This window comes from Pseudoalteromonas sp. NSLLW24, from assembly GCF_015864725.1.
Classification (GTDB): domain Bacteria; phylum Pseudomonadota; class Gammaproteobacteria; order Enterobacterales; family Alteromonadaceae; genus Pseudoalteromonas; species Pseudoalteromonas arctica.
In genome coordinates, this window is the sequence record NZ_JADYWQ010000003.1 from 36,187 (window position 1) to 58,020 (window position 21,834).

The 21,834-nt window shown below is 40.3% G+C and carries 21 protein-coding genes; 12 read left to right on the forward strand and 9 right to left on the reverse strand.

Annotated features, from left to right (window positions below):
* Positions 1-126: 126 nt before the first annotated feature.
* The 5 genes from mpl to trmB are packed head-to-tail and all read left to right on the forward strand — an operon-like array spanning position 127 to position 4,472.
* Positions 127-1,482, forward strand: a complete 1,356-nt coding sequence (gene mpl, locus I6E72_RS03470) for a UDP-N-acetylmuramate:L-alanyl-gamma-D-glutamyl-meso-diaminopimelate ligase (RefSeq protein ID WP_024594077.1) — start codon at positions 127-129, stop codon at positions 1,480-1,482.
* A 1-nt stretch (position 1,483) separates the two neighbouring features.
* Positions 1,484-2,104 carry a flavin prenyltransferase UbiX gene (locus I6E72_RS03475; protein WP_007584746.1) on the forward strand — a complete coding sequence of 207 codons (621 nt, stop codon included), beginning with the start codon at positions 1,484-1,486 and terminating at the stop codon, positions 2,102-2,104.
* A complete protein-coding gene (locus tag I6E72_RS03480; protein ID WP_007584747.1) occupies positions 2,104-3,033 on the forward strand; it encodes an ABC transporter ATP-binding protein in 930 nt (309 codons plus the stop codon). Before I6E72_RS03475 ends, I6E72_RS03480 begins: the two co-directional genes overlap by 1 nt.
* Complete coding sequence (locus I6E72_RS03485; RefSeq protein ID WP_010554413.1) at positions 3,034-3,801, forward strand: ABC transporter permease; 768 nt, start codon at positions 3,034-3,036, stop codon at positions 3,799-3,801.
* Complete coding sequence (gene trmB / locus I6E72_RS03490) at positions 3,801-4,472, forward strand: tRNA (guanine(46)-N(7))-methyltransferase TrmB (RefSeq protein ID WP_165722914.1); 672 nt, start codon at positions 3,801-3,803, stop codon at positions 4,470-4,472. The genes I6E72_RS03485 and trmB overlap by 1 nt, the downstream gene beginning before the upstream one ends.
* A 6-nt stretch (positions 4,473-4,478) precedes the next feature.
* On the opposite strand, the gene I6E72_RS03495 is transcribed toward trmB, so the two are convergent.
* On the reverse strand, positions 4,479-6,362 hold the full coding sequence (locus I6E72_RS03495; protein WP_010554415.1) for a bifunctional diguanylate cyclase/phosphodiesterase: 1,884 nt from the start codon (positions 6,360-6,362) through the stop codon (positions 4,479-4,481).
* 264 nt (positions 6,363-6,626) lie between these two features.
* Between I6E72_RS03495 and panP the strand changes: the two genes are divergently transcribed.
* Positions 6,627-8,252 carry a pyridoxal-dependent aspartate 1-decarboxylase PanP gene (gene panP, locus I6E72_RS03500; RefSeq protein WP_197111070.1) on the forward strand — a complete coding sequence of 542 codons (1,626 nt, stop codon included), beginning with the start codon at positions 6,627-6,629 and terminating at the stop codon, positions 8,250-8,252.
* Between the two features lie 53 nt (positions 8,253-8,305).
* Here panP and serA read toward each other — a convergent pair whose 3' ends face one another.
* From serA to metK, 5 genes are all read right to left on the reverse strand, one after another.
* The gene (serA, locus tag I6E72_RS03505; protein ID WP_165722874.1) at positions 8,306-9,535 is read right to left on the reverse strand and encodes a phosphoglycerate dehydrogenase; all 1,230 of its coding nucleotides are present in this window, start codon (positions 9,533-9,535) and stop codon (positions 8,306-8,308) included.
* Positions 9,536-9,544: 9 nt separating this feature from the next.
* A complete protein-coding gene (gene rpiA / locus I6E72_RS03510) occupies positions 9,545-10,198 on the reverse strand; it encodes a ribose-5-phosphate isomerase RpiA (RefSeq protein WP_197111071.1) in 654 nt (217 codons plus the stop codon).
* A gap of 53 nt (positions 10,199-10,251) precedes the next feature.
* Positions 10,252-10,848, reverse strand: a complete 597-nt coding sequence (locus I6E72_RS03515) for a 5-formyltetrahydrofolate cyclo-ligase (RefSeq protein ID WP_010554418.1) — start codon at positions 10,846-10,848, stop codon at positions 10,252-10,254.
* 18 nt (positions 10,849-10,866) lie between these two features.
* On the reverse strand, positions 10,867-11,415 hold the full coding sequence (locus tag I6E72_RS03520; RefSeq protein WP_101217711.1) for a hypothetical protein: 549 nt from the start codon (positions 11,413-11,415) through the stop codon (positions 10,867-10,869).
* 175 nt (positions 11,416-11,590) lie between these two features.
* The gene (gene metK / locus I6E72_RS03525; protein WP_197111073.1) at positions 11,591-12,742 is read right to left on the reverse strand and encodes a methionine adenosyltransferase; all 1,152 of its coding nucleotides are present in this window, start codon (positions 12,740-12,742) and stop codon (positions 11,591-11,593) included.
* Between the two features lie 303 nt (positions 12,743-13,045).
* On the opposite strand from metK, the gene tkt reads away from it, so the two are divergent.
* From tkt to I6E72_RS03555, 6 genes are all read left to right on the forward strand, one after another.
* On the forward strand, positions 13,046-15,037 hold the full coding sequence (gene tkt, locus I6E72_RS03530) for a transketolase (RefSeq protein ID WP_197111075.1): 1,992 nt from the start codon (positions 13,046-13,048) through the stop codon (positions 15,035-15,037).
* Between the two features lie 184 nt (positions 15,038-15,221).
* Complete coding sequence (ppnP, locus tag I6E72_RS03535; protein WP_182720484.1) at positions 15,222-15,536, forward strand: pyrimidine/purine nucleoside phosphorylase; 315 nt, start codon at positions 15,222-15,224, stop codon at positions 15,534-15,536.
* A 177-nt stretch (positions 15,537-15,713) separates the two neighbouring features.
* Positions 15,714-16,070: a ribosome hibernation-promoting factor, HPF/YfiA family gene (gene hpf, locus I6E72_RS03540; RefSeq protein WP_007376058.1), complete on the forward strand. Its 357-nt coding sequence runs from the start codon at positions 15,714-15,716 to the stop codon at positions 16,068-16,070.
* A 202-nt stretch (positions 16,071-16,272) separates the two neighbouring features.
* Positions 16,273-17,448: an NRAMP family divalent metal transporter gene (locus I6E72_RS03545; RefSeq protein ID WP_197111243.1), complete on the forward strand. Its 1,176-nt coding sequence runs from the start codon at positions 16,273-16,275 to the stop codon at positions 17,446-17,448.
* 64 nt (positions 17,449-17,512) lie between these two features.
* A complete protein-coding gene (locus I6E72_RS03550; protein ID WP_197111077.1) occupies positions 17,513-17,968 on the forward strand; it encodes a GNAT family N-acetyltransferase in 456 nt (151 codons plus the stop codon).
* A gap of 187 nt (positions 17,969-18,155) precedes the next feature.
* The gene (locus I6E72_RS03555) at positions 18,156-18,956 is read left to right on the forward strand and encodes a hypothetical protein (protein ID WP_182780327.1); all 801 of its coding nucleotides are present in this window, start codon (positions 18,156-18,158) and stop codon (positions 18,954-18,956) included.
* A gap of 253 nt (positions 18,957-19,209) precedes the next feature.
* Here the strand turns inward: I6E72_RS03555 and I6E72_RS03560 are convergent, their stop codons facing one another.
* The 3 genes from I6E72_RS03560 to I6E72_RS03570 form a co-directional block, all read right to left on the reverse strand.
* Complete coding sequence (locus I6E72_RS03560) at positions 19,210-20,397, reverse strand: vWA domain-containing protein (RefSeq protein ID WP_197111079.1); 1,188 nt, start codon at positions 20,395-20,397, stop codon at positions 19,210-19,212.
* Between the two features lie 265 nt (positions 20,398-20,662).
* On the reverse strand, positions 20,663-21,508 hold the full coding sequence (locus I6E72_RS03565; RefSeq protein ID WP_182692907.1) for an AAA family ATPase: 846 nt from the start codon (positions 21,506-21,508) through the stop codon (positions 20,663-20,665).
* A 52-nt stretch (positions 21,509-21,560) separates the two neighbouring features.
* Positions 21,561-21,800 (reverse strand): DUF1653 domain-containing protein, encoded by a 240-nt coding sequence (locus I6E72_RS03570; RefSeq protein WP_024594065.1) that lies wholly within the window; start codon positions 21,798-21,800, stop codon positions 21,561-21,563.
* Positions 21,801-21,834: the final 34 nt, after the last annotated feature.

Genomic DNA, 21,834 nt, shown 5'->3' on the forward strand with positions numbered 1-21,834 from the left:
ATCAAGTGGACATTTTGGCACGAGTGAAATGCTTACTCGCAATGGTAACTAAGCACGAATTTTGGCATTATAGCGCCATTAAACTTTGCATAGCTGTAAAGTGAGCATACGATTTAAGGAAAGTATATGCATATACATATTTTGGGCATTTGTGGCACGTTTATGGGTGGTATTGCAGCCATTGCTAAATCATTAGGTCATAAAGTAACGGGTTCTGATCAAAACGTTTACCCACCAATGAGTACGCAACTTGAAGAGCTTGGCATTGAACTGACTCAAGGCTACGACGTATCTCAATTAGAGCCAAAACCAGATATGGTAGTTGTCGGTAATGCAATGAGCCGTGGTAACCCGTGTGTTGAATATGTGCTTGATAAAGGTCTGCCTTATACATCTGGCCCTGAATGGCTTAAACATAACCTATTACAAAAATCGTGGGTACTTGCTGTAGCGGGTACGCATGGAAAAACAACCACAGCAAGTATGCTTGCGTGGGTTTTAGAATATGCAGGTTTAAAACCAGGGTTTTTAATTGGCGGCATAGTCCAAAATTTTGGTGTATCGGCAAAAGTGGGTGAAACGCCATTTTTTGTTATTGAAGCCGATGAATACGACACTGCTTTTTTTGATAAGCGCAGTAAGTTTGTCCATTACCTTCCACGTACACTTATTTTAAATAATCTTGAATTCGATCACGCTGATATTTTCGAAGATTTGAACGCAATAAAAAAACAATTTCATCACTTAATGCGTACATTACCTCAAAGCGGCAAGGTAATTTGGCCTAAGCAAGACGTAGCGCTTAATGACGTAATAGCACAAGGGCTTTGGAGCGAAAGCGAAACGCTAGGCGATGATTGGAGCTATGAATTAATAAAAGCCGATGGTAGTGAGTTTAATGTACTTTTAAATAACGAAAAGCAGGGCACTGTTTGCTGGCAAGCAATAGGCGAGCATAACGTTAAAAATGCAATTATGACTATCGCAGCAGCGCGTCATGTGGGTATAGCTGTTGATCATAGTATTGATGCCTTAGGAGAATTTATTAGCCCTAAAAGGCGTATGGAGCTAAAGGCTGATATTAATAATATTAAGGTGTATGACGATTTTGCGCATCACCCAACAGCAATTAAAACTACGCTTGCAGGACTGCGCGCAAAAGTAGGTGATGAAAAAATTATCGCTATTTTAGAGCCGCGCTCAAACACTATGAAAATGGGCGTGCACCAATATACATTATTAGATTCACTGCGTGATGCTGACGACGTACTACTTTTTGAACCAGAGAATCTAAATTGGTCGCTAAAAGAGCAAGCAGATAAAGCAGGCATGCAGTGCTTTAGCAGCACGCAAACAATTATTGATACGGTGCTTGAAAATATTGAGCCTAATCAGCATATTTTAATTATGAGCAATGGCGGTTTTAATGGCCTTCATCAACACCTTGTTGATGGTTTAGCTGATAAATACAGCGGAGAATAGTGTGCAATTTAAAGATAGAATTACGCTCGCTTTTAGCGGTGCATCAGGTGCGCCTTATGGTTTAAGGTTACTTGAAGTATTGCTTGAGCAGCAATTTCAAGTTTACGTACTTATCTCAAGTGCAGCGCGAGTGGTGCTTGATACAGAATCAAATATTAAGCTCTCTGGTAATGAAGATAAAGCCACTGAGCAGTTAAGTACGCTGTTTAATGCTAAATCTGGGCAGTTAAAAGTATACGGTAAAGATAACTGGTTTAGCCCTGTGGCTTCGGGCTCTGCTGCACCTAAAAAAATGGTGGTATGTCCATGCAGTGCTGGATCGGTTTCTGCAATTGCAGTAGGGGCGTCAGATAACTTATTAGAGCGCGCCGCTGATGTGGTAATTAAAGAACGCGGACAGTTAATTTTAGTGCCGCGCGAAACACCGTTTAACGAAATTCATTTAGAAAACATGCTTAAGTTATCTCGTTTAGGTGTGACCATAATGCCAGCAGCGCCTGGCTTTTATCATAAGCCACAAAGTATTGAAGACTTAGTTGATTTTATGGTGGCGAGAATTTTAGATCATTTAAATATTGAACATAACCTAACAAAACGTTGGGGTTATGGTGAGGGTAAGTAATGAATAAGCAAAATATTGCTTTAAATATAGAAGGCCTTACCAAGGTTTATAAAAATGGTGTTGAGGCTATTAAAGGCGTTGATTTACAAGTTAAAGAGGGCGACTTTTTCGCTTTACTTGGTCCAAACGGAGCAGGTAAATCAACCACTATTGGTGTTATTTCGTCACTTGTTAATAAAACAAAAGGCAAAGTAGAAGTATTCGGTTGTAATATTGATACTGATTTAGAAGCTGCAAAAGCGCATTTAGGCTTAGTGCCTCAAGAGTTTAACTTTAGTCAGTTTGAAACACTTAGCCAAATACTTGTTAACCAAGCCGGTTATTATGGTGTGCCACGTGGCGAAGCCCATAAACGTGCTGATAAATACTTAGCGCAACTTGGCTTACTTGAGAAAAAAGACAAACAAGCACGTACGCTTTCAGGCGGTATGAAACGCCGATTAATGATTGCGCGTGCCCTTATGCACGAACCTAAGTTGCTTATACTTGATGAGCCAACAGCGGGTGTAGACATAGAACTTCGTCGTTCAATGTGGGATTTTTTACGCCAAATAAATGAGCAAGGCGTAACTATTATTTTAACTACACATTACCTTGAAGAAGCAGAGTTATTGTGTAAAAACATCGCCATAATCGATAATGGCCGAATTGTTGAAAACACGACCATTAAAGCACTGCTTGCAAAGCTTGATAAAGAAACCTTTATTTTAGATTTAAAAATGCCAGCAAACCCTGTAACGCTTGAAGGTTATAAATTTACCATGACGGACGATCACACTGTTGAAGTGGAAGTCGCTAAGTCTCAAGGCTTAAATGCGGTTTTTAGTGCATTAACAACTCAAGGTAATACTGTATTGAGTATGCGAAATAAAGCAAACCGATTAGAAGAGTTATTTGTTGGATTACTAGAGCAAGGGCGGGGCGAATAAATGTTTAAATATGGCGTAGCCTTAAAGAGTTTGTGGATCAAAGAGTGCATTCGTTTTTTACGTATTTGGGTGCAAACTTTAGTACCGCCAGCAATTACGATGAGCTTATATTTTGTTATTTTTGGTAACTTAATTGGTTCACGCATTGGCGACATGGGCGGCTTTAGTTATATGGAGTTTATTGTACCTGGCCTTATAATGATGTCGGTCATTACCAATTCCTATTCCAACGTAGCCTCTAGTTTTTACTCAACAAAGTTTCAAAAAAGCATTGAAGAGCTTTTAGTTGCACCTGTACCTAACTACATCATTGTTCTAGGTTATATGGGGGGCGGTATGACGCGCGGTATTATGGTGGGCTTTATAGTTACCTGTGTGTCGTTATTATTTGTTGATATTCAAATTCATAATATTTTTGTAATTATAGCGACGGTTATTTTAACCTCAGCCGTGTTTGCTTTAGGTGGCTTAATTAATGCGATTTACGCAAACAGCTTTGACGATATAAGCATTATCCCCACCTTCATACTAACGCCACTAACTTACTTAGGCGGTGTATTTTATTCAATTACGTTGCTGCCTGAATTTTGGCAGAATGTATCACAAATCAACCCTATAATTTATATGGTTAACGCATTTCGTTATGGCTTTTTAGGTGTGTCGGATGTTGATTTGAGCGTGGCTCTTGGGGTTATTTTAGTATTTATAACAGCGTTATTTACATTAGCGCTTACATTGATCAAAAAAGGTGTGGGGCTAAGACACTAATGAGTGATGCAAATTCACGTAGTATTGTATCTAATCAAGCGGGTATTCACGAAAAGCTTGATGAAATAGTAAATAAGCACTTAGATGCTGAATTTAAAAAGCCAATTGCAGCGCATACCCAAGCCGCATTTGACGAGGTTAATGCTAAAGTACAAGCCTTTAGTGGCCCGCTTATTTTAGACTCGTGTTGTGGCGTAGGTGAAAGCTCAGCTAACTTAGCTAAGCGCCACCCAGATGCACTTATAATTGGTATTGATAAATCGTCGCACCGATTAGATAAGCACGATGTTGAATATAAGCAAACCGACAGTGGTCAGTACATCTTAGTGCAAGCAGACTTAAACGACTTTTGGCGTTTAGCGGTTGCTGCTAATTGGCAACCTATACACCATTATTTGTTGTATCCAAACCCGTGGCCTAAATCTAAGCATATTCGTAGACGCTGGCATGGCGCGGCTATTTTTCCATTTATCGTTAAGTTAGGTGGAAAATTAGAAGTGCGCAGCAATTGGGATATTTACGTTAAGGAGTTCGCTCGGGCGCTTGAATTAACAGGCAACCCTTGCGATGTAACGCTTTATGAGTCAGACGATGCAATTACGCCTTTTGAGCGTAAATACTGGGCCAGTGGCCAACAAAGCCACCGGCTCGTTATTAACTTACCTCGCTAGAGTAAGTTAAAGTGCTAATTCTTCTTCTATAACCGTACTAACATGTGACACTGGGTGGGCAAAGTAGTTGCCTTGCATTAGTGTCACATTCGCCTTTTTAAGTGCGGTTACTATGGTTGCATTTTCTACCGACTCTGCCATTAATTGCAAACCAAGTTGATTAGCAAAACTGGCTATATGTTCAATAAATAAATAGATATCTTTGTCATTCACTATTTGCTTTATTAGTGCGCCATCTAGCTTAATACCATCTACTTCCAGCTTAAGTACGTTTGATATATTTGAATAACCACTACCAAAGTCATCAATAATAACCTTAACGCCTTTCGTTTTAACCATTCCAATAAATGCTTTCACCTCAGAAAAGTTGGCAATAGCTTGGGTTTCTAAAAGCTCTAGTGTGATATTACCAGGATGCGGGTAGCGCTTAAGTTCGTCCGCAATAAACTCACTTAAATTAGGGTCGAGCATATCTTGTGCTGTTATATTTAAACTCCAGCAAATATCGGTTTTTCTAAAGCGACTAACACATTGTGAAAATATAGTACGGGTAAGTATTCCGTCCATTCTTGAGCGAGTAACAACATTTAAAAATGCATCAGGTTTCAACACTTCCCCTTGCGCCGTTACCATTCGAGCTAAACATTCGTATTGAACGACCTTGTTGGTATTTGTATCAATAATGGGTTGAAAGTAAGGCACTATACGGTTGTTATCAAACGCTTCACGCACCTCTTTAGCCATTTCAACATTGTATTGATATTGCGTTTTTACATCGTGTAGCGCTTTTGAGTAGTTAACTACGCTATGCCTGCCTTGTTTAGCTTGCAGCGCCGCTATATGAGCGTTTTCAAGTAGTAGTGATTTATTGCCACTGGCAATACCTGCACATAGGGTTATGTAAATAAAAGGGTCAGTTAACACTGGGGTATTAAAGTTATATGTTTTTACGAGATCGGTAAATTCGTCATTACTCATTTCTTTAGGAGCGAGTAATACTATTTTGTTGGTTGCTAGTCTGTATATATGGCAATGCGCAGAGCTTCTGAGTTTAAAGTGAATAAGTAAGTTTTTCATTACTTTGTCACCCACTTCAGTGCCGTAGAAACTGTTTATATCTTCTATTTCATTAACCCAAATAACGGCTAACTGCATGTGATGAGCATTACTTTTTTTAATAAAGTACTCAAGAGCAATATGATTTGAAAAACCAGTACTTGAGTCAGTTGCTAAAGAGCGCTTTAGTAAATAAATATATATGGCGGCAACTAGTATCGCGATAAAAAAGAAGAAGCTCGCCATGGCAGCTGCTTTTGATACGCTTTCTTTAAGTTTCTCGTTTAAATTGTAAATAGTTATATCGGCACCCGTTAAATAGGTATTGCCGTTAATAGGGTCAACGTAAGGAATAAAAATAGTTTTAAAGTGGCCCCACTGATCGCTCGATATTTCAAATACAGGCTCGGTTGAGTAAAAAGCACTTATATTTGCATCGGTAGCTTCAGGGTAGAGATCTAAAAATTGAGTTACTTTGCCATTATTCTGATCGTCTTGCGTGTAGCTTGATGAGCTAAAAAGAACCTTTCCGTCTTTTAAAATCATTGAATACACATAAGCAATATCAAGTGCTTGAGCAAACTCAGAGAGCTGTTTACTCTTATTTTGATAGTAAGAAAAACTTATGTTGTCGCCTTGATTAACCGCACTTAAGTAATTTTCACCTAGAATATGTTTAACGCTGGTGGCGGCATTAAGTAAGCGATTATCAACCGACTGCATTATTTCAGCACGCGTGGTTTGGTAAGTGTAGTAAACATAGGTAAGCAAGCTTATTAAAAATAAGCTAAAGCCTGCCACTATCCAACTAACTTTGACTCTTCCTTCTGGCATATGTGTCCCTTTTTTGTTATCAAATTTATTATACCCAAAATAAGTAAATGCCCAATAAATAATTAGGTTTGGTAGAGTTTTAATTAAATTATCATTTTTTTGTCATCGCTTTGATTGCTTTTATAGGTTTAAACGAGACATTTTAGTTATATTGCAGTAAAGTTAGCGCAATTTTTAAAGAAACACGATTGCTCTAAATGTCCTAATAATTAGGCGTTTTTGATGGGTAAGCGCGTGTTTTAGCTACACACACTAGGTATTGAGATGGATCAAAAGCGTTGTGCCGTCGCCTCTAAAGAAAGCCTTAAGCGTATATTTACTGTACCTGAAGCGCCAGACTCAACTTTAAGCAAAATCGAGCTTGAAATTTCGAGTAATTTAGCAGGTTTTCTAAACGAAAATATAGCGGCAATTGAAAAACCATTACATGAAATCGAAAAAGATTTTCAGTCGGCAGTGATCCCAGAGGATCCAACGTTTGTATCTGCTTATGCCCAAGACATAATGGAGCAACTTGTTGCGCATTCTGTGCATACAGCTGCGCCTAGCTTTATTGGTCACATGACCTCTGCCTTGCCGCATTTCTTATTACCGCTGTCAAAATTGATGGTAGGGCTAAATCAAAATCTAGTAAAAATAGAAACGTCTAAAGCGTTTACGCCTCTTGAACGTCAAGTGCTTGGAATGATGCACCATTTAGCTTATGGGCAAGACGATTCATTTTATTCTAAATGGATGCACAGTGCTAAAACCTCATTAGGTGCATTTTGCTCTGGTGGAACGGTCGCTAATATTACTGCGCTTTGGATTGCTCGAAACCGCTTATTAAAACCCGATGGCGATTTTAGAGGTATCGGCGCACAAGGCCTAATTGCCGGTATGCTGCATTACGGCTATAAAGGTTTAGCAGTATTAATATCAGAACGCGGACATTACTCGTTAGGTAAATCGGTTGATTTACTCGGTATTGGCCGCGATAACTTAATTGGCATTAAAACCTGCAAAAATAATAAAGTTGATGTAGGAGCTATGCGCGAAAAAGCACGTGAGCTTGAATCGCAAGGCATTAAAGTAATGGCGATTATTGGGGTAGCGGGTACAACCGAAACCGGTAATATTGACCCACTTGATGAAATGGCCGACTTAGCACAAGACATTAACTGCCATTTTCATGTAGATGCTGCATGGGGAGGAGCAACCCTTTTATCGAACACGCATCGCCCTTTACTAAAAGGGATTGAGCGAGCAGATTCAATTACCATCGATGCACATAAACAAATGTATGTACCAATGGGAGCGGGCTTAGTTTTATTTAAAGATCCCGCTGCAACCGATGCAATAGAGCATCACGCTGAGTACATATTACGTAAAGGTTCAAAAGACTTAGGTAGCCACACGCTTGAAGGCAGCCGACCTGGTATGGCAATGTTAGTACATGCTTGCTTACGTGTTATTGGTCGTAAAGGTTATGAAATGCTGATTGATCGAAGCATCAAAAAAGCACATTACTTTGCTGATTTAATTAAAGCTGATGAAGACTTTGAGCTTATTTCAGAACCTGAATTGTGCTTATTAACGTATCGTTATGTACCTAAGCAAATTAAACAAGCAATAGCCGATGCAGATGCTGCAACTCGGTTAGATATTTTTGCCTCTCTGAATCGTTTTACTGCCAGTATGCAAAAACGTCAGCGAGAGTCTGGTCGCTCATTTGTATCACGTACTCGTTTAACGCCTTCTAAATACGACAATCAACCTACAGTTGTATTTAGAGTGGTACTTGCAAACCCGCTTACTTCAGGTGCTATTTTAAAAGAGATATTAGCTGAGCAAAAAGAGTTGGCAGCAACAGATCCGGTATTCAAAAAATACTTAAGAAAGTATATGTAATCTAAATACAAAAAAGGGTCCATAAGGACCCTTCTTAATGTCAAAAGTACTTATTAATGTAAAATACGTGCTCTAATTGTACCCTCAACAGCGCTTAGTTCTTTAAGTGCTACTTCAGATTGATCTGTATCTACATCAATAACTACATAACCAATAGATGCGTCTGTTTGTAGGTATTGCGCAGCAATGTTAATACCGTGCTGTGCAAACGCTTGGTTAATTTGCGTTAGTACACCAGGGCGGTTGTGGTGCACGTGTAATAAACGGCTGCGATTAGCAAGCTCAGGCAGCGATACTTCAGGGAAGTTAACGGCTGTAATAGTTGAGCCATTATCTGAGTATTTAGCCAGTTTACCCGCTACTTCAATACCAATGTTTTCTTGCGCTTCTTGTGTAGAACCACCAATGTGCGGCGTTAAAATAACATTGTCGAATTGGCGCAGTGGCGATACAAATTCTTCATCGTTAGATTTTGGCTCAGTAGGGAACACATCGATTGCTGCACCACTTAGTTTTTTCTCTGTTAGTGCTTCTGCAAGTGCATCAATATCAACAACAGTTCCGCGTGAAGCATTGATCAAAATAGATCCCTGCTTCATAACAGCAAGTTCTGCGCTACCAATAAGATTTTTAGTTTGCGGTGTTTCTGGTACGTGTAAACTAATAATATCAGAGCGTTGTAATAGCTGAGTTAGGTTGTGAACTTGCTTTGCATTACCCAGTGATAACTTATCTTCGATATCGTAATATTCAACGTTCATACCGATATTTTCAGCCATAATACCTAGCTGAGTACCAATGTGACCGTAGCCAATAATACCTAATGTTTTACCACGTGCTTCAAACGAACCATTTGCTGTTTTTAACCAGCCACCACGATGAGCCGCTGCATTACGCTCTGGAATACCGCGTAATAAAAGTAGGATTTCACCAAGTACAAGTTCAGCAACTGAACGAGTATTAGAAAATGGTGCGTTAAATACAGCAATACCGCGTTCGCGTGCTGCATCTAAATCAACTTGGTTTGTACCAATACAAAAACACCCAACAGCAACTAGCTTGTCAGCTGAGTCTAATACGGCTTGGCTAATATGAGTACGAGAACGAAGTCCTACAAAGTGAACATCTTTAATGCGCTCTTTTAATTCGTCCTCAGGTAAGGATGTTTTAACGTAGTCGATATTGCTGTAACCGTTACGTTTTAGCGTTTCAACAGCGCTTTGGTGAACACCTTCAAGCAAGAGAATTTTAATTTTGTCTTTTGCTAACGATACCTTACTCATAACCTCATCCTATTTAATTTGTGGCCCATTTTTAGTACCGATAATCACTTTATCAGCACCACGCATTGCAAATAGGCCGTTGGTAACTACGCCAACAATTGAATTTATTTGTGCTTCAAGTTGTTTAGCATTGGTAATTTTTAAGTTAAATACATCTAATATAACGTTACCGTTATCGGTAACTACGCCTTGGCGATAAACAGGGTCACCACCAAGCTTTAATAATTCTCGTGCAACGTAGCTGCGAGCCATTGGAATAACTTCTACCGGAAGCGGGAAGTCGCCTAATGCTTTTACTAATTTGGTGTCATCTACAATGCACACAAATTGTTTAGCTACAGCGGCTACTATTTTTTCGCGAGTGAGGGCTGCACCGCCACCTTTAATCATTTCGTTTTGATCGTTTATTTCGTCAGCGCCGTCAACGTATACATCTAAAGCAGCAACGTTATTAAGCTCAAATACTTCAATACCTAACGCTTGTAGGCGCTCGGTTGAGGCTTCTGAGCTTGATACAGCGCCTACAATAGTGTCCTTTACTGAACCAAGGGCATCAATAAAGTGATTAACAGTAGAGCCTGTACCCACACCTACAATAGTGTTTTCTTTTACAAACTCGAGTGCTGCCCAAGCAGCTGCTTTTTTTAATTCATCTTGTGTCATTGCTTTGTGCTCATGTATGTCAGAAATATGCGGTTAGTAATCAAATTTAATTGTTACCAACAGTATGTTTTATCTGGGGTGATAATGGTTTTAAGTGGTACATCCCACGACTCGATTGGTAGAGCCTCAACTTTTTGGCATTCATGTGCAAGGCCAATTAGTTGTGGTTTTTGCCAATTTTGTTCGTGTAAACGTGCCAATGTCCGGTCGTAAAACCCACCTCCCATTCCTAGGCGATTACCTTGTTTATCAAATGCAACTAATGGCATAAGGAGGTAATCAAGCACTGGTAATGGGCATATTTGAGAGCAGTTCAGCTTAGGCTCCAAGATACCATAGCGATTTGCTCTCATGGGTGAGTTTTTCTCATAGCGCTGAAATAGTAAATTAGCGCCATTGAATGGGTGTATTATAGGTAGGTAAACGGTATGGTTTAAACTCCATAATTCTTTAATTAACAATGAAGTGTCTAGTTCCCCATCGTTACTCAAGTAAATGGCAATATGCTTTGAATTCGTTGTTTTTTCGCTTTTTAAATGTTGAATAAAATTCATTTTTAGCGATTGCGCAGCAATTATTTGCTGATTATTTGACAAGTTTTTACGGGTGTTACGAATTTTCGCTCTTATTTTTGCGCGTTTATTGCTCATTAAATTAATTAACCATTCTTAAAAAGAGAATAAATCGGGAAAAATTAAAAAAACAGCCAGTACGACTAGCAAAATGGTGGCAGTTGCAATCAATGAATATAAAAGTAAGTTACTGCGTTTTTTAGGAGGCGCTAAATCATCATCTAGCATTAGATCGTCACCTTGCCATTCGTCAATACTTTCGTCTGGTGCTTTTAATTGAGCTTCAGGAAGGCGTTGCTCTAACTCGTCTAGCTTTTCTTCAAGGCGAATTAAGCTGCTAGTGATGTAATCGAGTGCATCAAAAATACGTTCGTCACGTTGGTTGTTATTTGCAGCTGCGGGGGAGCTATTTTGAATTGCATTTGAAACAGCTTGCAGCTTACTTTTAATACCTAAGCTTGCTAGTAACTTAGCCTGTTTTAACGCTTTGTCTTTATCGCTTGGTGCAAACAGTGGCTTACCTTTAAAAAAAAGAGCTACTTTTTCATCTGACGTTTTTAATTTTGCAGCTAAATTTGTACATGCTGTTTTTATGTCAACGTTATCGGCAAGTCCTGCAAATATAACGCGAAAGTTATCGGCCATTTAACTGTCCCTAAAGCTTTTATAATGAAATGAGTATATACCTAAAGTACAAAAGAATTCGAGGTCGATTTAATAGTTATTTTGTAGACGCGCTACAAACAATATAGCGAATAAGTTTTAGATGCAAAAACGGCCCTTAAAAGGGCCGTTTTTAATTTACTACAACAATTTTGGCTTAAAGGCCAGCAGCTGCGCGAAGTGCGTCTGCTTTATCTGTACGTTCCCAAGGGAATTCGTCACGACCAAAGTGGCCGTAAGCCGCTGTAGGAAGGTAGATAGGGCGCTCTAAATCAAGCATTTGAATTAAGCCGTAAGGACGTAAGTCAAAGTGTTCACGAATAAGCTCGATTAAACGGCTTTCTTCTAGCTTGCTTGTACCAAACGTTTCAACGCTAATAGAAGTAGGCTCTGCAACACCAATTGCGTAAGAAACTTGTAGCTCACACTTGTCAGCAAGACCAGCAGCAACAATGTTTTTAGCAACGTAACGTGCAGCGTATGCTGCTGAACGGTCAACTTTTGATGGATCTTTACCAGAGAATGCACCACCACCGTGACGAGCCATACCACCGTATGTATCTACAATGATTTTACGACCAGTTAAACCACAGTCACCCATTGGTCCGCCAATTACAAAGCGACCTGTTGGGTTAATGAAAAACTTAGTTGCACTTGTAATAAGCTCTGCAGGGAGTACCGTCTTGATGATTGTTTCCATCACAGCTTCTACTAAATCTTTTTGCGAAATGTCTTCGCTGTGCTGAGTAGAAAGTACAACAGCATCAATACCTACAGGTTTGCCATTTTCGTATGCAAAAGTAACTTGAGATTTTGCATCTGGACGTAACCAATTAAGCTCGCCGCTTTTGCGTACTTGCGCTTGGCGCTGTACTAAACGGTGTGAGTAAGTAATTGGAGCAGGCATTAGTACTTCTGTTTCGTTACATGCGTAACCAAACATTAAGCCTTGGTCGCCAGCGCCTTGCTCTTCTGGGCTAGTACGGTCAACACCTTGGTTAATGTCAGGAGACTGTTTACCAATAGTGTTCAAAATTGCACATGAATCGGCATCAAAGCCCATGTCTGAATTTGTGTAGCCAATGTCACGAATTGTTTTACGTGTAATTTCTTCGATATCAACCCATGCGCTAGTAGTGATTTCACCACCAACCATAACCATACCGGTTTTAACGTAAGTTTCACACGCTACGCGAGCCTGAGAGTCTTGCTCTAGGATTGCATCAAGTACCGCATCAGAGATTTGATCGGCGATTTTATCCGGATGACCTTCAGAAACAGATTCAGAAGTAAATAAATGTTTTGCCATTGTATTTCTGCTCACAAATATTGCGCTTCACAAATGTCGGTATTAGCGCTAAAAAATTAAGGGGCGTATTTTATCGAAAACAAAACGCATTGCATAGTGTTTTTACGCCTAGACGTCTAAATAAAATTACGAATGTCGTTCTAGTCTCAAAAAAAATTCATAATGCTGCCTTTTCTGGGGTTTTTAATTGCACACCGCCCCCACAATAAGTAAGAATGGATATATAACAGTATCCAAGTTATTTGGTTACATAAACAAACACATAAATACCCGCGCAAATACACATATAAGGTAGGAGAATTCATGCCATCTCGCAAAGAACTTGCAAATGCTATTCGCGTCTTGTCAATGGACGCAGTACAAAAGGCCAAATCTGGCCACCCTGGAGCCCCTATGGGCATGGCTGATATCGCAGAAGTATTATGGCGCGATTATCTAAAACATAACCCAACGAATCCAGAGTGGGCTGACCGTGACAGATTTATTCTTTCAAACGGCCACGGTTCAATGCTTATCTATTCTCTATTGCACCTAAGTGGTTACGACTTACCACTGGACGAAATTAAAAACTTCCGTCAAATGCATTCTAAAACACCAGGTCACCCTGAATATGGTTATGCACCAGGAATCGAAACTACTACGGGCCCACTAGGTCAAGGGATCACAAATGCCGTAGGTATGGCAATTGCTGAAAAAGCGCTAGCTGCACAGTTTAACCGTGAAGGTCACGATATTGTTGATCACTTTACCTATGCATTTATGGGCGATGGCTGCCTTATGGAAGGTATTTCTCATGAAGCAGGTTCACTTGCAGGCACATTAGGTCTGGGTAAACTTGTTGCATTTTGGGATGACAACGGCATCTCAATCGATGGCGAAGTAGAAGGTTGGTTTACAGATGATACACCGGCTCGCTTTAAAGCATACGGTTGGCATGTAATTAGTGGTGTTGATGGCCACGATAGCGATGCTATTAGTGCTGCAATTGCAGAAGCTAAAAGCATTACCGATAAGCCATCACTAATTTGTTGTAAGACAATTATTGGTTACGGCTCACCTAATAAATCTGGTAGCCACGATTGTCACGGTGCACCACTAGGTGATGACGAAATTAAAGCGTCTCGCGAATTCTTAGGTTGGACTGGCGATGCGTTCGAAATTCCTGATGATATTTACGCACAATGGGATAGCAAAGAAAAAGGTCAACAGCTTGAATCAAGCTGGGACGAAAAATTTGCAGCATACGCAAAAGCATACCCAGAGCTAGCGTCAGAATACAAGCGTCGTATTAACAATGAACTTCCTGGCGATTGGGCTGAAAAATCTCAAGCGTACATTGAGCAACTTCAAGCAAACCCTGCAAACCCAGCGTCTCGTAAAGCATCGCAAAATGCATTAAACGCATTTGGTCCGTTATTACCAGAATTCATGGGTGGCTCAGCCGATTTAGCAGGCTCAAACTTAACAATTTGGGATGGCTCTAAAGGTTTAACGCACGACGACGCAAGCGGTAACTACATTTACTACGGTGTACGTGAGTTTGGTATGTCGGCAATTATGAATGGTATTGCCCTTCATAAAGGTTTTATTCCTTACGGTGCTACGTTCTTAATGTTTGTTGAATATGCAAAAAATGCCGTACGTATGGCTGCATTAATGAAGCAACCAAGCATTTTTGTATACACGCACGATTCAATCGGCCTAGGTGAAGATGGTCCAACTCACCAACCAGTAGAGCAAATTGCAAGCATGCGTTTAACGCCTAACTTATACAACTGGCGTCCATGTGACCAAGTTGAATCGGCAATTGCATGGCAACAAGCTATTGAGCGTAAAGACGGTCCTACATCGTTAATCTTTACTCGCCAAGGTCTTGAGCAACAAGCCCGTGACGCACAGCAATTAGCAGATGTTAAGAAGGGTGGTTACATCCTTAGCTGTGACGGCAACCCAGAGATTATCTTTATTGCAACAGGTTCTGAAGTGCAACTAGCACAAGATTCAGCAAGCGAACTACGCAGCCAAGGTAAAAAGGTACGTGTTGTATCTATGCCATGTACTGATGCCTTTGAAGATCAAAGCGCAGCATACAAAGAAAGCGTATTACCGGCATCTGTTTCACGCCGCGTAGCAGTAGAAGCAGGTATTGCTGACTACTGGTACAAGTACGTAGGCCTAAACGGCGCAGTAGTAGGTATGACTACCTTTGGTGAGTCGGCGCCTGCAGGCGAGCTGTTTGAGCACTTTGGTTTTACAGTGGCAAACATTGTAAGCAAAGCAAACGAGCTTTTTTAATCGCTTTGATTAAATAAAGTAAGTAATTGAAAAACCCGCACATGTTGCGGGTTTTTTTATGCCCTTACATGAAGCAACTTCACCTTGATCAATGCTGCTTTCCTTGCAAGAAAGTAAGCTATCAGGCAAGGTAGTGCGATAAAATTTATAAATAATAATCTTAAATTAATAGCAGGAGCTAAAAATGCCAAAGTTCGATAACGTAAGTGTAGTAAAAAAAGCCAATGTATATTTTGACGGAAAAGTGTCAAGCCGTACCGTTATTTTAGGTGATGGCGAAGCGAAAACGTTAGGCTTTATGCAACCAGGTGAGTTTGTTTTTGATACAAACCAAAAAGAATGCATGGAGCTTTTAGCTGGCCAATGGGATATTTTATTACCAGAGGCGAGTGAGTGGAAAACATTTAACGCAGGTGAATCGTTTAATGTTGATGCAAATGTAAGCTTTAAAGTAAAAGTATCTGATTTTGCTGACTACTGTTGTTCGTACACAGATTAATCAATACAGCTAGACGTCTGAAAGCCCATGCAACATGGGCTTTGCATAAACTTTGCGCAACGCATGATTTAAATCACCAAAAACCGCAAATAAACCTCAAATATCTCTCTTTTTTCCTTGTGTTAATCTAAATAGCCCCCAATACTATTTATGAGGTAACAAATAAAAGGATACCCTATGAAAATTAATCTTTCTGGTCACCATGTTGAAGTTACTGACTCTATTAGAGAGCACATCAACGAAAAATTTTCAAAAATCGAGAGCCATTTTCCATCGCTTATTGCACTCGATATTATTTTGTCTAAAGAGCATCATAAAATCCAAGCTGAAATTAGCACTAATTACGAAGGCACGCGCATATCGGTAAAAGGGGAAAACGAAGTTATGTACCCAGCCATTGCAAGCGCAGCTAAAAAACTCGATGCGGCACTAAAACATCGAAAAGGGCAGATAAAAGCAAACTTACACGAAAAGCCTGTTAGCACTACACCTGAAATCGCACACGAGATCATCCAAGAGATGGATCTTAAATAAAATTTAGTCACAAAGTATTGTAAAAAAGAGCCGTGTGGCTCTTTTTTATTGCCTGTAATTTAGGTAAGTTATGCGTTCTTGCAGTTTATTAATTATAAAAATTAATAAAAAGAACACACAACACACATATTTTGAGAAATTAATGCACACAACAAAAGCAGTATGGAAGTCTCGACTAGGTGCGCTTGGCCCTGGGATCCTAATGGCAACAGCCGCTATTGGCGGATCTCACTTAGTTGCCTCTACGCAAGCTGGGGCAATATTTGGCTGGCAATTATTTTGGCTTATCCTCGTTGTTAATGTTTTAAAGTACCCGTTTTTTCGCTTTGGGATGGAATACACACTCGCTACTAAAAATAGCCTAGTGGAGGGCTATAAAAGCAAAGGCCCGTTTTACTTTTACAGCTTTATTGGTTTAAACATTGTAGCTGCTGTAGTTAATACTGCCGGTGTATTACTGCTTACCGCAAGCTTACTGCATTACGCGCTGCCTATTGTGATTGAAGTAACCTTGCTTTGTTGGATGCTGTTGGGGGTATGTTTAGTTATATTGCTACTTGGGCACTTTAAAGCGCTAGATAACGTTGCCAAAGGCATTATGGGGCTGCTTACGCTCGCTACTTTGATTGCCCTTGCCATTGCATTTAGTAACGGCCCAATGGCACCTGCTGATTACATAGGGCCTTCACCGTATGAACTTGCCATGCTTAGCTTTATGGTGGCTTTAATGGGCTGGATGCCTGCCCCTATCGAAATATCTGCATTAAGTTCTTTATGGCTAAAAGAAAAACAAGCGCAACAAACAGTGTCTAAAAGCCAAGGCTTGTTCGATTTTAACGTAGGTTACTGGCTTACAGCAGGCTTAGCCTTAGTATTTTTTAGCTTAGGTGTATTAGTGCAGTACGGGCAAACCAGTAGTATAGAACTCGGCGGTGTCGCGTTTGCCAAGCAGCTTATTGATATGTACGCATTAACAATAGGCGAGTGGGCAAGGCCGCTTGTATCAGCAATCGCCTTTTTATGTATGTTTGGCACTACACTCACCGTGCTAGATGGCTACGCCCGCACGCTTAACGAGTCTCATAAACTACTTGGCTTTAAGCAATCCAAACACGGCCTAAATATTTGGTTAATACTACAGGCACTTGCCGGTATGGCCGTTATTTTGTTTTTTAAATCAGCCCTTGGCCCCATGCTTACGTTTGCAATGACGCTTTCATTTGTCACAACGCCTGTATTTGCATGGCTCAATTTTAGCCTTGTGCGATCAGAGCCTGCTATAAAGCACAGCGTGCCATTACGTAGCTTAACGTGGTTAGGACTAGTGTATTTAGTAGGCTTTGCAGTAGCGTTTGTAGTGTGGAAACTAGCAGCCTAAATATAGCTATTTACTTTAGGGTTTTAATTTAAGCCCTAAAGCTTAAAATTTAAACGAGGTATAAATGGATATTAGAATAGGTGAGCTTTCAAACCCACACGTTATAAAGTTACTACAAGTGCACCATAACGATATGTTAAAGCACTCACCCGTTGAGAGCGTACATGCACTTGATGTGAGTAAACTCACTCAGCCCGATATAACTTTTTATAGCTTATGGATTGATAATAATTTAGCGGGTGTTGGCGCTTTAAAAGCACTAAATGTGACCGAAGGCGAAATTAAATCAATGCGCACATCAAGCAACTATTTACGCCAAGGCATAGCCGCTAAGTTACTTACGCATATTATTGAGCAAGCGACCTTGCGAGGCTATAAAAAGTTAAGTTTAGAAACCGGCACTGCTGAAGCATTTTTACCCGCACAAAAGCTTTATACTCAGTTTGGTTTTAAAGAATGCGAACCGTTTGGTGATTATGAGCTAGATCCGTACAGTTTGTTCATGAGTAAATCGGTTTAAACCAAAATGAACGAGAAAGTAAGGTTTTATAGTCAGACGACGTATATATTATCTGTATGGCGGCTCAGAGTGTGAAGCTAACAGTCAAAAATTATGATGTATGAAGTCAAGATTTGACACTTTGCTTTCATGAGGGGAAGCCGAGATTGTGTTATGTTACTAGATGTCTATATAAAGGAAATGTTAAATGCTTAAGCATCTAAAAGTAAAAGTAGGTCGACTTTATATAAATTACTTCTTTTGGCTCGCTCTTTGGCTTTCAATAGCAACTCTTTTATACGGCTCATTTATAATTCTATCAGTAAAGGGAGAGTCTAGTAATATTTTAGCAAACTTTGGAAGCTTTTCTGGTGGAATGGCTACAGTTGTAGCTGCTCTTGTTGCTGTAAGAGAATTTATATTATTTAGGCATAATCAAGGTGTTAAAGAGTTTAGAGAGTTTTTTATTAAACAGGTACAACCTTTGCCTAACTTTATTCTTGAGATGGCCGATGAGGCTTATTTACTATTTGCTAAGTTGGATCGTAAAGCTAAAGAAGACTTAAAAAGACCCGAAGTAATCCATGAAATCCAAGAGCTTGAGAATAAATTAAAGCTGTTTGAAGAAAAAGTTTCTGCCCGACACCATCAGCTAAGTGCACAGGCTGCTAATATTTTTTCTATGAGTACATACTTAGAAATATTAATAGGCACGAAAACTAAACGTTTGCTTTGTATTTTAGAAGAGTTAGAAGACGCAATTCATAATTACGAGTTGAGAGCTGATTATTATACCAATACAGTCTCAAAAATGAGAAGCTCAGAAATAAAGTGTGATTGCGTAGTTAATAATAAAAACGAGTTTATATCGCACTATCCTGGCTTGGATTACAAACGAAGAGGATCACTATTTCATAGGATGCCAAAGCTCCTTGGAGCTAAAAGTAATTCAATAATAGGAGAAGTTTTTAAAATATATAAAGAGTTAGAAAAGTTAAAGATAACTTAAATTTACGACCATAAAAGAAGCTTCTATTTCTAAATAACCACAAAAATGAGAGGTGTTTTGCTTGCATACGATTAACGCGGTAAGTCGGGTTGTTTCTAATAAATTCATCATTTTTGTCGGATGGCGTGGCTGCGCCACTTATCCGACCTACGTCAAAAGGTAGGTTGGTTAAGCTGAAGGCGCCACCCAACAGGGTTTCAGATAAACGACTTGAAGGTCTGCCGCTGGCACTGAGCAGTCGTAAATTAATATTCTAACTCAGCTCTTTTATCGCTCTACTTATTCCATCCAAACTCAGCGGGTACATTCTGTTATCCATCAGCTGCTTTATAAAATCAATTGATTGATAGTACGGCCAGTGTTCAACGGGTTGTGGGTTGAGCCAGGCGACTTTATCAAAGTGGTTGGTAATGCGTGCAAGCCATGCACTGCCGGGCTCTTCATTGTAGTGCTCTACTGAGCCGCCGGGGTAGGCTATTTCGTATGGGCCCATAGTGGCGTCACCGACAAATATTACTTTATAGTCGCTGGTGAATTTATTAATCAGCGTCATAGTGTCAATCACGTTTGAATGGCGGCGCGCATTGTCTTGCCAAACGTGCTCGTATAAACAATTATGGAAGTAGTAAAACTCTAAGTGTTTAAATTCGCTGTGAGCGGCGCTAAATAGCTCTTCGCAGGTATGAATGTAGTCATCCATTGAGCCGCCAATATCAAACAGCATCAACACTTTTACTGCATTGTGGCGTTCGGGTGCCATTTTTACATCAAGCATGCCGCCTTGTTTTGCAGTAGCGCGAATAGTCTCATTTAAATCAAGCGTGTCGCTTGCGCCAGTGCGGGCAAACTTTCGTAACTTTTTAAGGGCGAGTTTAATTGTGCGCGAGCCAATTTCTCTGTCGGTGTCGAGGTTTTTGTATTCTCGTTTATCCCACACTTTTACCGCTTGGCGGTTACGATTGCCGTCTTGCCCTATGCGTACGCCTTCTGGGTTATAGCCGTATGCACCAAAAGGTGATGTGCCGCCAGTGCCCACCCATTTATTGCCGCCTGCGTGGCGTTTTTGTTGCTCTTCTAAACGCTCTTTTAGGGTTTTCATAAGCTCATCGAGCCCGCCTATAGCTTTAAGTTGGGCTTTTTCTTCATCGCTTAGGTTTTTTTCGAATTCTTTACGTAGCCAGTCTTCAGGTAAGTTGTGCTGTTGCTTTAAGCTCTCGAGCAAATCGAGGTCAGCAATACCACTAAAATAGTCGCTAAAGGCTTTGTCAAATCGGTCAAAGTGCGTTTCGTCTTTTACCATTATGGTGCGTGCTAAATGGTAAAAGGCGTCTACGTCGGCAAATATAACGCCTTTTTTTAAGGCGTTAATTAAATCGAGTAACTCGCGCAGGCTCACCGGTAAACGGTATTTACGTAGCGTGAAAAAAAACTGTACTAACATATTAGGGCCTGTTTATCTTTCGAGGTTAAATTTGCAGCAGTGTGTTTGGTATTTAGGCAAGGCAGAGCCTATGTAGTGTGGTTATTCCCCATAAATAGGCGATAACACAGCATAAATACCAAACACGCGCTGCCTGAAGGTTCGTCCTAGGGACGATTAACTCTTTGTTGCTCGGCTTTTACTTAGCCCACTAGGTTACAAACCTCGCGCCACGATTAAATCGTCCCTAGTTAGAACAAATTTAATCCTGAAAGGTCAACAGGCCCTAGCGGCTCATAAAGGCTAATTTTTCGATTAGGCTGATGTCTTGCTCATTTTTAAGCAGTGCGCCAAACATTGGCATTAAACCACCTTTTTTAGCTTTGTCGTGCAGTGTTTTAGCGTCTATGTCTTCAGCCATTAAAAGCTTTAGCCAGTCGAGTAATTCGCTGGTGGATGGCTTCTTTTTAAGGCCGTTAGCTTCGCGCAGGTTAAAAAACACTTCGAGTGCTTGGCGTACTAAATCTTGCTTAACGTTAGGGTAGTGCACGTCAATAATTTGCTGCATTTCGTCGCTGCTAGGAAAATCAATGTAATGAAAAAAGCAGCGGCGTAAAAATGCGTCCGGTAATTCTTTTTCGTTATTTGATGTGATGATCACAATAGGGCGCTCTTTTGCGACAATGCGCTCGTTAGTTTCGTAAACATGAAACTCCATTTTATCAAGCTCAAGTAGTAAGTCGTTTGGGAACTCTATGTCGGCTTTGTCTATTTCATCAATTAATAATACGGGGCGTTTGCCGTTAAGCTCTGCATACGTAAATGCCTGCCAAAGCTTACCTTTAACGATGTAGTTGCCAATATTGTGTACACGCTCGTCACCTAATTGGCTGTCGCGCAGGCGCGAAACCGCGTCGTACTCGTATAAACCTTGCTGCGCTTTAGTGGTCGATTTTATATGCCACTGAATAAGCGTGGTATCTAGGCTTTTAGCCAACTCCTCAGCCAGCATGGTTTTACCTGTGCCTGGTTCGCCTTTAATTAAAAGTGGTTTTTCGAGCATAATGGCAGCATTTACAGCTTGTTTAAGTGCGCTACTCGCTATGTAATTGTCAGTTGAATTAAATTGCACGGTGTACCCTTGTCTGGTCTGAGGAGTAAGTTATTTTGTTATAATGCCATAGTTAAACGGCAGGTCCAAGGTAGGCAAAACGCTGTATGACCTCACCTTCTTTTTCAACAGTTTCTAAAAACATACTAAGTGGGCGCGCCCACATACCAAATTCACCATAGAGTGCTTGATAAATCACAAGCTGCTCCTCGGTTTCGCTGTGGGTGGCAACATGAACAACTTTGTATTGCGGCCCTTTGTAGTGTTGGTATATGCCTGGTTTGAGTGAAAGTGGTTTTATTGCTGTAGTCATGTTTTGATCTCTTGTATAATTTGGCTTTGCACTT

What these genes read in the sequence shown, in the direction of transcription:
- mpl (WP_024594077.1), top strand. Translation starts at nt 127, where the DNA reads ATGCATATACATATTTTGGGCATTTGTGGCACGTTTATGGGTGGTATT.
- I6E72_RS03480 (WP_007584747.1), top strand. Translation starts at nt 2,104, where the DNA reads ATGAATAAGCAAAATATTGCTTTAAATATAGAAGGCCTTACCAAGGTT.
- I6E72_RS03485 (WP_010554413.1), top strand. Translation starts at nt 3,034, where the DNA reads ATGTTTAAATATGGCGTAGCCTTAAAGAGTTTGTGGATCAAAGAGTGC.
- trmB (WP_165722914.1), top strand. Translation starts at nt 3,801, where the DNA reads ATGAGTGATGCAAATTCACGTAGTATTGTATCTAATCAAGCGGGTATT.
- I6E72_RS03495 (WP_010554415.1), bottom strand. Translation starts at nt 6,362, where the DNA reads ATGCCAGAAGGAAGAGTCAAAGTTAGTTGGATAGTGGCAGGCTTTAGC.
- panP (WP_197111070.1), top strand. Translation starts at nt 6,627, where the DNA reads ATGGATCAAAAGCGTTGTGCCGTCGCCTCTAAAGAAAGCCTTAAGCGT.
- serA (WP_165722874.1), bottom strand. Translation starts at nt 9,535, where the DNA reads ATGAGTAAGGTATCGTTAGCAAAAGACAAAATTAAAATTCTCTTGCTT.
- rpiA (WP_197111071.1), bottom strand. Translation starts at nt 10,198, where the DNA reads ATGACACAAGATGAATTAAAAAAAGCAGCTGCTTGGGCAGCACTCGAG.
- I6E72_RS03515 (WP_010554418.1), bottom strand. Translation starts at nt 10,848, where the DNA reads ATGAGCAATAAACGCGCAAAAATAAGAGCGAAAATTCGTAACACCCGT.
- I6E72_RS03520 (WP_101217711.1), bottom strand. Translation starts at nt 11,415, where the DNA reads ATGGCCGATAACTTTCGCGTTATATTTGCAGGACTTGCCGATAACGTT.
- metK (WP_197111073.1), bottom strand. Translation starts at nt 12,742, where the DNA reads ATGGCAAAACATTTATTTACTTCTGAATCTGTTTCTGAAGGTCATCCG.
- tkt (WP_197111075.1), top strand. Translation starts at nt 13,046, where the DNA reads ATGCCATCTCGCAAAGAACTTGCAAATGCTATTCGCGTCTTGTCAATG.
- ppnP (WP_182720484.1), top strand. Translation starts at nt 15,222, where the DNA reads ATGCCAAAGTTCGATAACGTAAGTGTAGTAAAAAAAGCCAATGTATAT.
- hpf (WP_007376058.1), top strand. Translation starts at nt 15,714, where the DNA reads ATGAAAATTAATCTTTCTGGTCACCATGTTGAAGTTACTGACTCTATT.
- I6E72_RS03545 (WP_197111243.1), top strand. Translation starts at nt 16,273, where the DNA reads ATGGCAACAGCCGCTATTGGCGGATCTCACTTAGTTGCCTCTACGCAA.
- I6E72_RS03550 (WP_197111077.1), top strand. Translation starts at nt 17,513, where the DNA reads ATGGATATTAGAATAGGTGAGCTTTCAAACCCACACGTTATAAAGTTA.
- I6E72_RS03555 (WP_182780327.1), top strand. Translation starts at nt 18,156, where the DNA reads ATGCTTAAGCATCTAAAAGTAAAAGTAGGTCGACTTTATATAAATTAC.
- I6E72_RS03560 (WP_197111079.1), bottom strand. Translation starts at nt 20,397, where the DNA reads ATGTTAGTACAGTTTTTTTTCACGCTACGTAAATACCGTTTACCGGTG.
- I6E72_RS03570 (WP_024594065.1), bottom strand. Translation starts at nt 21,800, where the DNA reads ATGACTACAGCAATAAAACCACTTTCACTCAAACCAGGCATATACCAA.